Origin of the sequence: Campylobacter hepaticus, from assembly GCF_001687475.2 — a bacterium.
GTDB lineage: Bacteria > Campylobacterota > Campylobacteria > Campylobacterales > Campylobacteraceae > Campylobacter_D > Campylobacter_D hepaticus.
This window is the reverse complement of sequence record NZ_CP031611.1, coordinates 95,078-110,424: the sequence shown is the minus strand read 5'-3', so window position 1 is coordinate 110,424 and position 15,347 is coordinate 95,078. Positions and strand designations below refer to the sequence as shown.

General features: G+C 27.4%; 14 protein-coding genes and 2 pseudogenes. 12 read left to right on the top strand and 4 right to left on the bottom strand.

Annotated elements, in window-relative coordinates; genetic code table 11:
* The first annotated feature begins 1 nt into the window (after position 1).
* From pseC to A2J15_RS00525, 6 genes and pseudogenes are all read left to right on the top strand, one after another.
* Entirely contained in the window at positions 2-1,132 is a 1,131-nt protein-coding gene (gene pseC / locus A2J15_RS00550) for a UDP-4-amino-4,6-dideoxy-N-acetyl-beta-L-altrosamine transaminase (protein WP_066776059.1), read from the top strand.
* Positions 1,125-2,430 (top strand): annotated as a pseudogene (locus A2J15_RS00545) (DUF4910 domain-containing protein). Before pseC ends, A2J15_RS00545 begins: the two are co-directional and overlap by 8 nt.
* Positions 2,427-3,203, top strand: coding sequence for an AAC(3) family N-acetyltransferase (locus A2J15_RS00540; protein ID WP_066776056.1), 777 nt, complete (start codon positions 2,427-2,429; stop codon positions 3,201-3,203). Before A2J15_RS00545 ends, A2J15_RS00540 begins: the two are co-directional and overlap by 4 nt.
* Before the next feature lie 13 nt (positions 3,204-3,216).
* Positions 3,217-4,710, top strand: a complete 1,494-nt coding sequence (locus A2J15_RS00535; RefSeq protein ID WP_066776053.1) for an amino acid adenylation domain-containing protein — start codon at positions 3,217-3,219, stop codon at positions 4,708-4,710.
* Complete coding sequence (locus A2J15_RS00530; protein WP_066776050.1) at positions 4,697-5,422, top strand: formyltransferase family protein; 726 nt, start codon at positions 4,697-4,699, stop codon at positions 5,420-5,422. The genes A2J15_RS00535 and A2J15_RS00530 overlap by 14 nt, the downstream gene beginning before the upstream one ends.
* A 2-nt stretch (positions 5,423-5,424) precedes the next feature.
* Positions 5,425-5,652, top strand: coding sequence for an acyl carrier protein (locus A2J15_RS00525; protein WP_066776046.1), 228 nt, complete (start codon positions 5,425-5,427; stop codon positions 5,650-5,652).
* Positions 5,653-5,683: 31 nt separating this feature from the next.
* On the opposite strand, the gene A2J15_RS00520 is transcribed toward A2J15_RS00525, so the two are convergent.
* Complete coding sequence (locus A2J15_RS00520) at positions 5,684-6,898, bottom strand: DUF2920 family protein (RefSeq protein WP_066776045.1); 1,215 nt, start codon at positions 6,896-6,898, stop codon at positions 5,684-5,686.
* An 81-nt stretch (positions 6,899-6,979) separates the two neighbouring features.
* On the opposite strand from A2J15_RS00520, the gene pseF reads away from it, so the two are divergent.
* From pseF to pseH (A2J15_RS00500), 4 genes and pseudogenes are all read left to right on the top strand, one after another.
* Positions 6,980-7,678 carry a pseudaminic acid cytidylyltransferase gene (gene pseF / locus A2J15_RS00515; protein WP_066776042.1) on the top strand — a complete coding sequence of 233 codons (699 nt, stop codon included), beginning with the start codon at positions 6,980-6,982 and terminating at the stop codon, positions 7,676-7,678.
* A pseudogene (gene pseG, locus A2J15_RS00510) lies at positions 7,662-8,471 on the top strand (UDP-2,4-diacetamido-2,4,6-trideoxy-beta-L-altropyranose hydrolase); the annotation flags it as partial. The gene pseF and the pseudogene pseG, both read left to right, overlap by 17 nt.
* Positions 8,472-8,510: 39 nt before the next feature.
* The gene (pseH, locus tag A2J15_RS00505) at positions 8,511-8,945 is read left to right on the top strand and encodes a UDP-4-amino-4,6-dideoxy-N-acetyl-beta-L-altrosamine N-acetyltransferase (RefSeq protein WP_083074255.1); all 435 of its coding nucleotides are present in this window, start codon (positions 8,511-8,513) and stop codon (positions 8,943-8,945) included.
* Positions 8,946-9,039: 94 nt separating this feature from the next.
* Entirely contained in the window at positions 9,040-9,630 is a 591-nt protein-coding gene (gene pseH / locus A2J15_RS00500; RefSeq protein ID WP_152778824.1) for a UDP-4-amino-4,6-dideoxy-N-acetyl-beta-L-altrosamine N-acetyltransferase, read from the top strand.
* A gap of 148 nt (positions 9,631-9,778) precedes the next feature.
* Here pseH (A2J15_RS00500) and A2J15_RS00495 read toward each other — a convergent pair whose 3' ends face one another.
* The 3 genes from A2J15_RS00495 to pseA are packed head-to-tail and all read right to left on the bottom strand — an operon-like array spanning position 9,779 to position 12,264.
* Positions 9,779-10,525 (bottom strand): HisA/HisF-related TIM barrel protein, encoded by a 747-nt coding sequence (locus tag A2J15_RS00495; RefSeq protein ID WP_066776039.1) that lies wholly within the window; start codon positions 10,523-10,525, stop codon positions 9,779-9,781.
* Positions 10,526-11,131, bottom strand: a complete 606-nt coding sequence (gene hisH / locus A2J15_RS00490) for an imidazole glycerol phosphate synthase subunit HisH (protein WP_066776036.1) — start codon at positions 11,129-11,131, stop codon at positions 10,526-10,528.
* Positions 11,128-12,264: a pseudaminic acid biosynthesis protein PseA gene (pseA, locus tag A2J15_RS00485; protein WP_066776033.1), complete on the bottom strand. Its 1,137-nt coding sequence runs from the start codon at positions 12,262-12,264 to the stop codon at positions 11,128-11,130. The genes hisH and pseA overlap by 4 nt, the downstream gene beginning before the upstream one ends.
* Before the next feature lie 197 nt (positions 12,265-12,461).
* Between pseA and pseI the strand changes: the two genes are divergently transcribed.
* Both pseI and A2J15_RS00475 read left to right on the top strand, forming a co-directional pair.
* Positions 12,462-13,493, top strand: coding sequence for a pseudaminic acid synthase (gene pseI, locus A2J15_RS00480; protein WP_066776030.1), 1,032 nt, complete (start codon positions 12,462-12,464; stop codon positions 13,491-13,493).
* Entirely contained in the window at positions 13,490-15,331 is a 1,842-nt protein-coding gene (locus tag A2J15_RS00475) for a motility associated factor glycosyltransferase family protein (RefSeq protein ID WP_066776026.1), read from the top strand. Before pseI ends, A2J15_RS00475 begins: the two co-directional genes overlap by 4 nt.
* Positions 15,332-15,347: the final 16 nt, after the last annotated feature.

Below are 15,347 nucleotides of genomic sequence, written 5' to 3'. Positions count from 1 at the left end.
AATGCTTACTTATTCTCATCAAAACATAGATCAAAGTGATATTAACACCCTCATAAAAGCTTTAAAAGAAGAAATTTTAACAGGAGGTAAAAAAGTTGATGAGTTTGAACAAGCTCTTTGTGAATATATAGGGGTTAAATACGCTTGTGTATTAAACTCAGCCACTTCAGCCCTTCATCTTGCCTATACAGCTTTAAATGTCAAAGATAAAATCATTTTAACCACTCCTTTAAGTTTTGCAGCTACAGCTAATGCAGCTTTAATGGCTGGGGCTAAAATTGAGTTTATTGATATCAAAAATGATGGTAATATAGATGAAAAAAAATTAAGCCAAAGACTTCAAAAAGATAGTTCTAATATAAAAGCTATTAGCGTGGTAGACTTTGGAGGCAATAGCGTAGAAATGGATGAAATTATAAAACTTGCCAAACACTACAATATTGCTTTAATCGATGATGCAAGTCATGCTTTAGGATCTGAGTATAAAGGTGAAAAAGTAGGCAAAAAAGCAGATCTTTCCATCTTTTCTTTTCACCCTGTTAAACCCATTACTACTTTTGAAGGTGGGGCTGTAGTAAGTGATAATGAAGAACTTATAGCAAAAATAAAACTCTTAAGAAGTCATGGTATAGTTAAAAAAAGACTTTGGGATAGTGATATGATAGATCTTGGCTATAACTACCGCTTAAGCGATGTAGCTTGTGCTTTAGGGATGAATCAACTTAAAAAACTTGATCAAAACATACAAAAACGAGAAGAAATTGCAAGATTTTATGATAAAGAATTTGAAAAAAATCCTTATTTTTCTACTATTAAAATCAAAGATTACAAAAAAAGCTCTAGGCATTTATACCCTATTTTACTCTTTGGTGAATTTTATTGTCAAAAAGAAGAACTTTTTGAAATTTTAATCCACAAAGGCATAGGTGTACAAGTGCACTATAAACCCACTTATGAATTTAGTTTTTATAAAAAACTTTTAGGAGATATAAGACTTGAGAATGCAGACAATTTTTATAAAGCAGAACTAAGCATTCCTTGCCATCAAGAAATGAGTCTTAAGGATGCAAAATTTGTAAAAGATAGCTTATTTGATGCATTTAAGAAATTAAAAAAGGGGTATTGTGGATAAACTAGACTTTAGATCTTGCGATTTTGAAAAAACGGGCAAAGCCATGTATGAGCTTGCTAAAAAACTTTTTCCAATTTGTAGGAGCATCACAGGGGAAGGTTTTAGACAAAGTTTAAAAATACTAGATAAAACCCTGAAAAAACATACTTCATTTTCACTCTATCAAAAGCGGTACTAAAGTATTTGACTGGGTAGTACCTGATGAATGGCATATAAAAGATGGCTTTATCCTTACTCCAGATGGAAAAAAAATTTGTGATTTTAAAAAACATAATTTACACATTTTAAACTATAGTCAGGGTGTAAATAAAACCATAACACTTGAAGAACTTCAAAAACATCTTTATTCTATAGAAGAATTACCAGATGCCATTCCTTATGCAACAAGTTATTATAAAAGACGTTGGGGTTTTTGCATAACACACAATGAAAGAAAAAAACTTAAAAAAGGCAAATATAAAGTTTTTATTGATGCTAAACATGATAAAAATGGGGTTTTAAACTATGCAGATTTTATTATCCCAAGCACACAAAATTCTAAAGATGAAATTTTACTTTCTACTTATCTTTGTCATCCTTCTATGGCAAATAATGAATTAAGCGGACCCATTGTAGCCATTTTTCTAGCTAAATGGCTTTTATACTCAAAAGAAAGAAAATACAATTACCGCTTTGTTATCATTCCAGAAACCATAGGTTCTATAATCTATCTTCACAAACATTTAAAATACTTACAAAAACATGTTAAAGCAGGTTTTGTGCTTTCATGCTTAGGCGATGATAATGCTTATTCGCTTATCCATAGCCCTGAAGAAAATACACTAAGCGATAAAGTAAGCTTGCATACACTTAAAAATAAAGAAAATTTTAAAGCATTTAGCTTTTTACATCGTGGGAGTGATGAAAGACAATACAATGCTCCTCTTGTTAATTTAGGTGTTGTAAACATATGTAGAAGCAAACATAGCAATTATGAAGGATATCACAATTCAAAAGATGATTTAGATTTTATCTCAGCTAAAGGCTTAATGGGTGGACTTAAAGCCATGCAAGAAATCATTTTAAATTTAGAAATCAATGAAGTTTATAAAAACACTATCATTTGCGAACCTAATCTTGGAAAAAGAGGACTTTACCATACTCTTAGCACTGCTAATAATATCCCCTTAGCATGTAATTTTTTAGCCTACTGTAATGCTAAAAATGATATCATAGATATAGCCAATATCTTAAATATGCAAGCTTATGAATTTAAAGAACTTTTGGAAAAAATAAAATTTTATGGACTAGCAAAATGAAATATTTTTTAGAACACAATGACAAAAAATACTCCGATAAGGATTTAATAGATGCTTTTTATCAACTAGGTATAAAAAGAGGCGATATTTTATGCGTACATACAGAACTTTTTAACTTTGGCATACCTTTGCTTTCTAGAAATGAATTTTTACAGACTATACTTAATTGTTTTTTTGAAGTTATAGGTCAGGAAGGCACTTTGATCATGCCTACTTTTACTTATGCCTTTTGTAAAAATGGTATTTATGATAAAATCAATTCAAAAAGTGAGGTTGGAATTTTAACAGAATACTTTCGCAAACAAGAAGGGGTTAAAAGAAGTAATGATCCTATATTTTCTTTTGCCATAAAAGGAGCTAAAGAAGATTTATTTTTAAAAGATACAAAAACTTGCTTTGGAGAAAATTGTGTATATGATACACTATATAAACAAAATGGTAAACTTATTCTTTTTGGAACTCATTTATTAGGATACACTTTTACCCATTTCATAGAAGAACTTGTAAAAGTACCTTATAGGTATTTTAAAAACTTTAGCGGCATATTAATCAATGAAGATAAAATAAAATATGAAAAAAGTATAGACTTTTATGTAAGAAATTTAAATATCAATTCCAATGTAGATATATACAAACAAATTCATCTTCTCAAACAAGATAATAATTTTCAAGTAGAAAATTTTGCTAATTCTTGTATTGTAAGTATAAATGTAAAACAATATTTCCAATCCACTTTTAAAGCTTTAAAAGAAAATCCATATTGCTTATTATAAGAGGAAAAACACCATGATAACTCACATCTATGATTTCTTAGAAAATAATGTAAACAAATATGCTAATAAAAACTTATTTGTTGAATTTAATCAAAAATCTATTACTTATGAAAACTTTCATCTTATGAGTAAAAAACTAGCAAGTAAGATCTTAAAAGACTTTCATGATAATACTATACAAATTCCTATTTTAATCATTTTACCTAAAAGCATTGATTGTTTGATTGCTTTTTTTGGAGTAGCTTTAAGTGGGAATTTTTATACCTTGCTTGATGAGAAAACTCCAAAAGAAAGAATAAAAAAAGTCATAGAAATTTTAAAGCCTAAACTTTTAATCACTGCAAAAGAATTAGAACTTAATTTAAATCTTCCTACTCTTTATACTCAAGACTTTGAAAATTTTAATATTGATGAAACATTAATTCAAAAGGCTAGAAAAAAACATATTGATACGAATTTATTATATGTACTTTTTACTAGTGGGAGTACAGGAATTCCAAAAGGAGTAAGCATAAGTCATAAAAGTGTTATTGATTATACTTTTTGGGTATGTGAAACTTTTAATTTTGATGAGAATGAAATTTTAGCTAATCAAGCACCTTTTTATTTTGATAATAGTGTTTTAGATATTTTTTCTAGTGTTAAAGCAGGAGCTACTTTACATATACTGCCTAATGCTCTTTTTGCCTTTCCTAATAAGATTATTCATTATTTAATCAAACATGAAGTAAATACTATATTTTGGGTTCCTTCTGTTTTGATATATTTTGCAAATACTAATACTTTAAAAACAGACAATATTAAACTAAAGAAAATTTTATTTTGTGGTGAAATCATGCCCAATAAACAATTAAACCTATGGAGAAAACACTTACCCCATGCTTTATTCGCCAATTTATATGGACCAACAGAAATTACTGATGTTTGCTCATACTACATAATAGATAGACAATTTAATGATGATGAACTCTTACCCATAGGTAAAGCTTGTAAGAATACAGAGCTTTTAGTCTTTGATGAAGATTATAAATTAATCAATCAAGATCAAGTAGGTATTAAAGGAGAACTTTATGTAAGAGGGACTTCTTTATCTTTAGGATATTATAATGATAAAGAAAAAAGTAAAAAAGCTTTTATACAAAATCCCTTACATGATAATTATTTAGATCTTTTATATAAAACAGGAGATATAGTAGCTTATAATGCTTTAGGTGAACTTTTATGCTATGGAAGAAAAGATAATCAAATCAAATATATGGGACATAGAATAGAACTTGGAGAAATAGAAAGTATTATTAATTCACACCCAGAAATTAAAAACAGTGCTTGTATATTTAAAGATGATATTATTTGTTTTTATGAGAGTGAAAATGAGATCAATTGTAAGGCATTTTTAAATGATAAATTACCCTCTTATATGATTCCTAAAAAGTTTATTAAAATAGATCATTTTAAATTAAATCAAAATGGAAAGATAGATAGGAAGGTGTTGGGTGGAGAAATTTAAAAATATTTATATCATAGGCGCAGGAAAAGTTGCAAAAGAATGTCAAAAAATAACACAAGATTATTTTAATCAAGAAATCATTTATTTAAATGATTTAAATGATTTAAATGATTTTTTTAAAAATATTAAAAACTGTCTTATTATCAGTGCAAATAATTTTTATATTTTTAAAAAAGAATGTATTCAAAATAATATCATTATAAATTATCACAATGCTTTATTACCCTATCATAGAGGATGTAATGCACACATTTGGAGCATATGGGACAATGACAAACAAACAGGAATTACTTGGCATTTAGTTGAAGAAAGCATAGATACAGGTGAGATTTTAATACAACAAAAAATTAAACTTAATAATAATTTTACCTCTTTAAGTCTTTTAAACAGTCAACATAAATTAGCTATTTCTTCTTTAAAAAAAGCTTTACAAAATTTACAAAATGCAAAAACAATAACTCAAAATAATAAAAAAGGGAAATATCATAAAAAATCAGAATTTCCAAATAAAGGTTTTTTGAATCTATCTTGGAATCAAGAAAAAATATATCGTTTTTTAAGAGCTATGGATTGTGGTATTTTAAGTGGAATTCCTAAACCTAAGCTAAAGCTGTTAGGTAAAGAAAAAGAAATTTTATTTTATCAAATCAATGATCTTGATTTAATTTTAAATTTAAGCGATAATACAATTTTAAAAATCACAAAGGATTAAACATGGAAAAAATAAAACAATTTTTTATCAATATCAATAGACCAGATATAGATGAAAACATGGAAAATCTTCTTAGTGAGGACATTATAGATAGCATTGATATCATGTCTTTGGTTGCTGAAATAGAAAAATTCTATCAAAAACCCTTAAAAGCCGAATTCATCCAAGCTGAAAATTTTGAAAATTTCAAAAGTATTAAAAATATGATTGAATTATCAATGAATAGGTAATATTTTACCATTTTATTGAAATTATTATTAATTACTTAATGTTTAATTTAAAATGATTTTCATCACCTTTAAAAACAAATTGAAGCTCCTCACAAGGATAAGTGATAGAATTTTCTTTCATAAGAAAAGTTTTTCCTTGTAATTTTTCAAGCATTAAAGGGAGTTCTTTTCTAAATAAAGCCCTATCTGTCATTCTCATCCCATGCTTTAAATCTTTGATAAATCTTCCATCAATTTCATCTTCACTGCTTATTAAATGCAAAGTTGCATCATAGCCTAGCTCCTTATAAGCTAGATAAAGCATTTGTTTATCTTTGGCTGTATTAAATTCATCTTTTAAACTATGATAAGATACAAAAATAATGTTTTTATTCTTCCTAGCTTGTATTGCTAAATGATGAGAATTTAATAAAGAGCGAATTTTATAGTGATCATTGGTAAAAAAATAAGGCGAATACTCATCCTTTCTCGTCCAATGGGTTTTAATAAACATTTCTACTAAAACATTATAATTATTAAAAATAAATTCAGGATGATTGATATCTCTTCCTATAATATAGGCTAAAATAGGCAAAGCAGATCCTGAATTATCAATCACCCCATCTACATACCAAGGAGCAATTTTAGCTATAAGCAAAGACAAATATCCCCCATAAGACCCTCCTCCATAAATTTTAGGTAAATTTGAAAAATGCGGAAAACGTTTTATCAAATCTTTTAAAGCATTAATATGATCAATAGCAGCCATAATACCGTAATTTTGATAATCCCCATTAGGAGGGATAAAAGTTGAACTAAATGAAACTTGATAATTTTGTGCTAATTTACCCTCAGATTTTAACTTTGTTATATGATTATTAAGAAATTCATAATATTCATATACATTATTTTCATTAAGAGCTCTAGCATCTATCTTAAAATCAAATAAAACCCTAGATAAAGAAGATAAATCTTCTTGGGTAAATGCTTTAAATGCACTGTATTTTTTTGCATTTGATTCTCTATTAAAAAAACAATGATAAAAAACATTAACCACTAATACATCAAATTTTTTAGCAAGGCATTCTCTATCAAAGTCTAAAAAAGAAATATTTCTATTAGCTCCAGCTCCTCCTACTATAAAAACTATAGCTTTGATTTCTTTTTCATCATCATAGCTTATTCGGTATTCAAGTTTAGAACTTCTTTTTATACCAAGCTCTGCATCATCACAAGAATCAATTTCAAAAATTTCATTTACGATCAAATTTAAAACCTTTTTATGTATTTTAAAGACAATTATACTTAAAAATTTAGTAAAATAAAAGACAAAAAAACAAGGCTAAAAATGAAAAATCTTTGTATAATACCAGCTCGTGATGGCTCAAAAAGAATTCCTAAAAAAAATATCATAGATTTTTTAGGCAAACCTTTAATCGCTTATAGCATAGAAAATGCTTTAAATTCAAAACTCTTTGATGAAATCATACTTTCAAGTGATAGTGAAGAAATCATAAATTTAGCCTTAAAATATGGCATCAAAGTCCCTTTTAAACGCGATAAAAATTTAAGCGATGATCATACTTCAAGCATTGCTGTAGTGCAAAATGCTATAAAAATCTTACAAGATAATAATCAATTTTATGATAATGTATGCTGCCTTTATGCTACTGCCCCGCTTTTAAACAAAGACATTTTAATACAAGCTTATGAAAAATTCATACAAAATCAAAGCAAATTTTTATTTGCTGTGAGTGAATTTGACTATCCTATACAAAGATCTTTTTATCTTGATAAAAACAATCAAATTCATATGTTTGATGAAAAATACTACCAAATCCGCTCACAAGATCTTAAAAAAGCTTATCATGATGCAGGGGCTTTTTATTTTGGAAAAAGCAAGGCTTGGTTAGAAGAAGATTTTATCTTTAAACCTCATTCTAGTGCCTTCATCTTGCCAAGAAATTTAGTATGCGATATAGATACTTTAGAAGATTTAGAATTTGCAAAAAAACTTTACAAGTTAAATCATGAAAGTTCTTTTTAGAAGCGATAGCTCAAGCAAAATAGGCTTTGGACACATAAAGCGTGATCTTGTTCTAGCTAAACAATACAAAAATGTAAGCTTTGCTTGTTTAGCATTAAAAGGATCTTTAATTAATGAAATTCCTTATCCTGTTTATAAACTTAAAAGTGCAAACATTTATAAGCTTATCCATCTTATCAAAAAAGAAAAATTTGAGCTTTTAATCATAGATCATTATGATATTAACATAGAAGATGAAAAACTAATCAAAAAAGAAACCAAGGTTCAAATTCTAAGTTTTGATGATGAAATAAAGCCTCATTATTGTGATATATTGCTTAATGTTAATGCTTATGCTAAAGCAAGTGATTATAAAGGATTAGTACCTCCTCAATGTGAAATAAGATGTGCTTATACTTTAATAAGAGATGAATTTTATCAAGAAGCTAAAAAACCTAGAGAAAAAAAATACGATTTTTTTATCTGCATGGGAGGAGCAGACACGCAAAATCTTTCTATAAAACTTGCTATTAACTTACCAAAAACAAAAAACATAAGCATAGCAACAAGCTCTTCAAATCCTAATCTTAGAAAACTTCAAGAATTTAGCACTTTAAATGATAATATTACACTTTTTATCGATCATAACAATATTGCAAAATTAATGAATCAAAGCCATAAGCTTATCATTAGCGCAAGTTCTTTAGTCAATGAAGCCTTATTTTTAAAAGCTGATTTTAAAGCCATTTGCCTTGCTAAAAATCAAGAAAAACTAGCCCTTTGGTTAAAACAAAAAGGCTATGAAATAGAATTTATCTCTGCAATTAAACTTAAAAATTTCACACAACTTAACATGAAAGAAATAAAGCTAGTTTTTAAATGGCGTAATGATAATCATATTAGCCAATTTATGAAAAACAAACACTTTAGTTTTAAAGAACATTTACATTTTATCAAAAACTTAAAAAAAGATCAAAGCAAAAAATATTTTTTAGTTTTTCAAAATAAAGAAAGTATAGGAGTGATTGATTTTATCAATATAAATGCTATTTCATGTGAATTTGGACTTTATGCTAGACCTAATTTAAAAGGCAAGGGACAAATTTTAATGGATGAAATTAAAAAATACGCCTTTGAAATTTTAAAAGTTCAAACACTTAAAGCCGAAGTCTTAAAAGACAACCACAAAGCCTTAAGATTATATCAAAAAAATCATTTTATCATAAATGATGAAAATGCAAAATCTTACTATATGATTTTACAAAACCCTAAATATAAATTACAATAATCTTAAAAAATTATCCATAAAAAAACTTCACTTAATGATTGTTTATAATAATTTTTGATATAATTTATCTCATTTATAAAAAAAAGGATTTATTTTGGATATAATAAAATCCCTATCTTCATCAAAGTTTTCTTGGAAAAATGACTTAATAAAATATGAAATTCAAAAAAAGAATATATTATTTTATTTTAAAAATAATGACAAAATCATTTTAGAAAATTTTATCAATCTAAATTATATCGATAAAGAAAAAATAAGATCTTATAGAAATCATCTTGAAATTAAAAAATACCTATATCACACACATCACATAAGCAAACTTGAACATAAATCTTTTATCAAAAATTTAAAAAGCAATACAAAAAAATATTATTTTTGCGTAAAATATAAAAAAATGATTTTAGGAAGTATTAATTTTGAAATCAAAAACAACAATACTATAGAATTTGGTTTTTATGCTAATCCTTTTTGTTTGATTTTTGGAATAGGCAGGGTATTAGAAAATATTGCTATTTATTATTGTTTTTATATTAAAAAATATGAAATTTTATATTTAGAAGCTTTTAAAGAAAATCAACAAATAATCAATTTACACAAAAAATTTGGCTTTAAAGAACTACAAAATGATAATGATAAAATCATCAAAATGGAATTAAACATTAAGGAATATGATGAAAGAAATTAATATTTTAGGCTTTGGAATTACGATAAAATAAAATTATATTAAATATCCATGAGCAAGATTGCAATTTTTATCATCCTAGAAGTTTAAAAAAGCCTTAAAAGAAAATATTTTTGGAAAAAAGAATAAAACAAGTATAAAAGATATATTATTATAAGTTTCTAAGTGCAAAACCTTCTTTGATTAACTCTTTTTTAATATCTTGTGGGGTGTATTGTGAAAAATGAAAAATATAAGCACCCGCTAAAGCATCTGCACCTAAATTTAAAGCCTTTATGGCATCACTTGGTTTACCTAAACCTCCATTAATAATCAATGGAATTTTAAGTTTATTTTTAAAAATTTCTAAAAGCTCTAAATCATAACCTCCGGCCTTACCTTCAAAATCAACCGAAGTTAAAACAAGCTCTCCACATCCTTGCTTTTGATACTCTAAAGCAAGCTCTAAAGGATTCATTTCCACCAAATCTCCCCTATCATAAACACAAAATTTATCATTTTTTCTTTTAACATCTATACAACACACTATGCATTGTGATCCAAAACGATTGGCTGCTTTAGCTATAAAACTTCGATCTTGTAAAGCTTTAGAATTGATCGCGATCTTATCTGCGCCTAAGTTTAAAATTTTTTGTATGTCTTCAAGAGTTTTTATACCCCCGCCTATAGTTAAAGGCATAAAACATTCTTTAGCTAAATCTTCTATACTTTCAAAGTCTATTTCTTGCTTTGTTGAGGCATCTATATCTAAGATAATAAGCTCATCAACATTGCGTGCATTATAAATTCTCACAGATGTTACCAAATGCCCTATAGTGCGAAAATTTTTAAATTCTATACTTTTAACAAGTTGACCATTTTTTAACAAAACACAAGGTATGATTCTTGTTTTTAGCATCTAAAGCCTTGTAAAATTTTCTAAAAGTTTTAAGCCTAAATTTTGGCTTTTTTCAGGATGAAACTGGGTAGCAAAAATATTATCTTTTTGCAAAGATGATGCAAATTTATGTCCATATTGGGTCTTTGCACTCACAAATTCATCCTTGCATCTTACATAAAAAGAATGCACAAAATAAAAATCGCTTTTATTGTCTATATCCTTATATAAAGGATCTTTTTTTAAAATATCAAGATCATTCCAGCCCATATGAGGGATTTTTAAACCCAAATCATCTTCAAATTTTACCACCTCACCCTCAATCAAACCAAGTCCTTTACAAACCCCACCTTCATAGCCTTGCTCTAAAAAAAGCTGCATACCCAAGCAAATGCCTAAAATAGGTTTTTTTTGTATTAAAACTTGTTCTTTTAAAGCTTCTATTAAATGAAATTTTTCTAAATTTAACATAGCTTCTTTAAAAGAACCCACACCAGGTAAAAGCAATTTACTTGCTTTTTTAAAATCTTCTTGATTTTGTGCTATAAAATTTTTAGCACCGATTTTATCTAAAGCTTTTATAACTGAATTTAAATTACCTGCTTTATAATCAATAATGGCTATCATTTTAAAATATACTCATCTTTTTTCACCAAAGATCCATCATAATCTCTTATAAAATTTCCTTTTTCATCGCGTTTAAAAATTTTTTTATTGGTAAAAGAATCTACGATTTTTTGAAATTCTTCTTGATTAAAACCACTGAATTTAAGGTATTTTTTAATGGCTTTATGAGGAACTCTTCCATCGTATTTATTAACTAATTTAACTCCTTGTTCACGGCTTATATAACCTAAGCGAATGTCTAAACAAGCATTATCACTAGCTCTTCCAAAACCGTATTTACAATACTTTAAATAATCATGCACATGATTAGAATAACAATCTAAATTTTCAAAATTCTCATAAGTAGTTTCAACAGGACGATCCTTAGTTGAAAAGCCATGCTCTTGAGATACTTTAAGATTGACCTTGTAATCCCATTTTAAATAATACCCCAAAAACAAACCCGTTAAACCAACTTTTTGTATTTCTTCATCACTTGGATAGGTGTAAAAATAAAGATCTTTTTCAAGTAGTCCTTGCACACCTATCATATCTGAAACCCTATTTCCTAAAAGCCCTCCAAATTCTTCAAGCCAAGTTCTATCAAGGGTATTTCTTGTTTTACTGCTTGCAGGTCCTCCATATTCTATTTGCGGGCTTTCACCCCAAATCATCAAAGGTATATCAAAATTAACCGCTGTTCTTACAACGCTTGTAAAAATTCCTAAATGATTTTGCCATTCTGTATCCCCTGTTCTTACAAAACCCTCTCTTGCTAGAATTTTATATACTTTAGGATTTCTTTTTATATGGATCAAATCTACACCTAATTTATTTAAATTCTTTAAATTCTTACGTCCTATTTTTGTAGGCACACTAGGCTCAAAACAAACGCATAAAGGATTAAGTCCTAATTCAAGCATTTTTATAGTTTGAAAGTGAGAATCCTTACCCCCGCTTACCCCAATCACACAATCATAAACAGGATGTTTTTTATGCTTTTTAACAAGTTCTAAAAATTCTTGCTCTCTTGCTTTCCAATCAATCTTTTGATTTTTTGCTTCTTGAGAACGGCAAGCATCACACACCCCTTCTTCATCAAAATGCAAATCAGGCTTAGTATCTGGCATCACGCATTTTTTACAAAATTTCACCTTCTCTTCCTTATTTATGTAAAATCATTACAATATATCGTTAAAATTGAAATTTATTTTACAAGTAATTTTAAAACAAATATAAATTATAACATAAAAAAACCGATGTAGATTTTAATAACAATATAAAATGATTATTATAAATTAATGATTTTATAATATAATTATACATAAAAATAGAAATTTAAGAATACATTATGCAAATAGGAAATTTTAATACCAACAAAAAAGTTTTCATCATCGCTGAACTTAGTGCTAATCACTCAGGCAGTCTTGACTTAGCTCTTAAAAGCATAAAAGCAGCCAAACAAGCAGGAGCAGATGCTATAAAAATCCAAACTTATACCCCAGATAGCCTAACTCTTAATAGCGACAAAGAAGATTTTATCATCAAAGGTGGACTTTGGGATAAACGTAAACTTTATGAACTTTATGATAATGCTAAAACCCCTTATGAGTGGCATTCTCAAATCTTTGAAACCGCACAAAATGAAGGAATTTTATGTTTTTCTAGTCCCTTTGCAAAAAAAGATGTAGAATTTTTAAAACGTTTTGATCCTATTGCTTATAAGATCGCTTCTTTTGAGGTTAATGATGAAGATTTCATACGCTATGTTGCCAAAGAAAATAAAACCACTTTAATTTCAACAGGCATAGCCACCCAAGAAGAACTAAGTAGAGTGTGTGAAATTTTCAAAGAAGAAAATAATCCTAATCTCATCTTTTTAAAATGCACTTCAGCCTATCCTGCAGATCTTAGCGATATGAATTTAAAAAGCATAATAAGCCTAAAAGAAAAATTTAAAGTTGAAGTAGGATTAAGTGATCATAGTTTTGGTTTTTTAGCCCCCATTATAGCAGTAAGCTTAGGAGCTAAAATCATAGAAAAACATTTTATTATCGATAAAAGCATAAAAAGTGAAGATAGGGAATTTAGCCTTGATTTTAAGGAGTTTAAAAGCATGGTAGATGCGATCAGACAAACTGAAAAAGCTTTGGGTGATGATAGACTGATCTTAGATGAAAAAAGTCTTAAAAACCGTGTTTTTGCTAGAAGTTTATATGCAAGTAAAGATATTAAAAAAGGAGAAGTTTTTAGCCAACACAATGTAAAATCTGTACGTCCTTCTTTTGGACTTCATCCTAAATTTTATCAAGAGCTTTTAGGTAAAAAAGCTACTAAAGATATAGAATTTGCCCAAGCTTTAAAAGAAAGTGATTTTAAGTGAATCAAGAGCTTTTTTTAAAAAACACTCAAGCCTTATTTGAAGTAGATCAAATTTTAGCTTATAAATTGCGTAGTTTAGAAAAAATAAACTTTAAAATACTAGAAAATGAAAATGGTATAAATTTTATAAAAGATGAACTTTTACTTTATGAAAATCCCAAACAAGAACTTTTAGAAAATTTAAACTTATTTAAAGATAAATATGATAAATATCCTGTATTATTTTTTTATGGTTTTGGCAATGGGCTTTTTTATAAAACTTTATGTAAAAATAAAAACCATAAACACATTATCGTTTTTGAAGATGAACTTGAGATCTTAGCTCTTGCTTTTCATCTTATTGATTTCACCCAAGAATTAAAACATGAAAAATTAATACTTTTTTATACACCTAGTCTTAGCACCGCTCAACTTAACACACTTTTTATGTATAAAGATATACAAAAAAGTGTTAAAATCTTTAATCTTTTTATCCATAATAATTTTTACCTTAAATTTTACTCTCCTCAAATACAAGAACTTAATCAAAAATTAATTGAAAATATTCAATTTATTGTTTTAGCTAAAGGAAATGATCCTTATGATTCTATCACAGGAATCAAACACATGTTAAATAACATCCCTAAACTTTTAAATCACGCGGTTTTTCAAGATTTTTTAAAAAACAAAAAGGGAAAAATCAAAAACGCTATCATAGTCTCAACAGGACCAAGCCTTACTAAACAACTTCCTTTATTAAAAGAATACGCTAGTAAAGCAAGTATATTTTGTGCTGATAGTGCTTATCCTATACTAGTAAAACATAATATCAAGCCTGATTATGTTTGTATGTTAGAAAGAGATGATATTGTTTCTAAATGTTTTGATAATGATTTTAAAGAATTTGATAAAGGCATTTTATTTATCCTAGCTTCAGTGGTTCATAAAGAAGTGATTGAATTTTTAGAAAGAAATGATAGAGAGTATATGCTAGTTCATCGTCCTTTACACTTTGCTGCTTCATTAAATCTTAAAGAATTTGGTTATATTGGGGTTGGTGCTAGCGTTGCAAATATGATCTATGAATTAGCTGCAGCTTTAAGACATGAAAATATTATTTTCATAGGACAAGATTTAGCTTATGCAAAAGATGGAAGTTCTCATCCAAAAGAACATATATATGGCAATCAAGGAGAAAAACTTCAAGGAGAAGTTTATACTACAGCTTATGGGGGAGAAGGTAAGGTTAGAACTCAACTTACTTGGAATTTATTTAGACAAGCTTTTGAAAAAGATATCTTTTGGGTTAAAGAAAAATTACACATTAATACTTATAATTGCACCCAAGGAGGAGCTAGGATAGAAGGAGCTATAGAAAAACCTTTTAAAGAAGTATGTGAAACATTACTTCATCAAGATTTAAGCAAACCTTTTAAACCACCTAAAGCTTTAGCAAGTCATGAAATTAAAAATAAATTATCACAAACACAAAAACTCCTTTATAAAAATGTCAAACAAAGTGAACTATTTATAAAAAAATGTCAAAACGAACTTAAAAAACTAGACTATGAGCTAAATAAATCTGAACTTAATTTCAAATCTTTAGAAAAAATCAAAAAAAATCTTTTTCAATTTTTTATTGAATTTAAAAAAATAAAACTTTTTAATGAACTTACTCAAGCTATACATTATCATAATGAGTGTGAAATTTTACGTTATGAGGTTTTAAACGATTTAGAACAAAAAGACAAAATAAAAGATTTTTTAACAAATCAAAAAAAATGGTGGTTACAAGGGCTTGGATATTTAGATACTCAAAACAAAATCATTGAAGAAAATTTAAAAAAATGGCAAATGTGACGATATATCTAAAAAA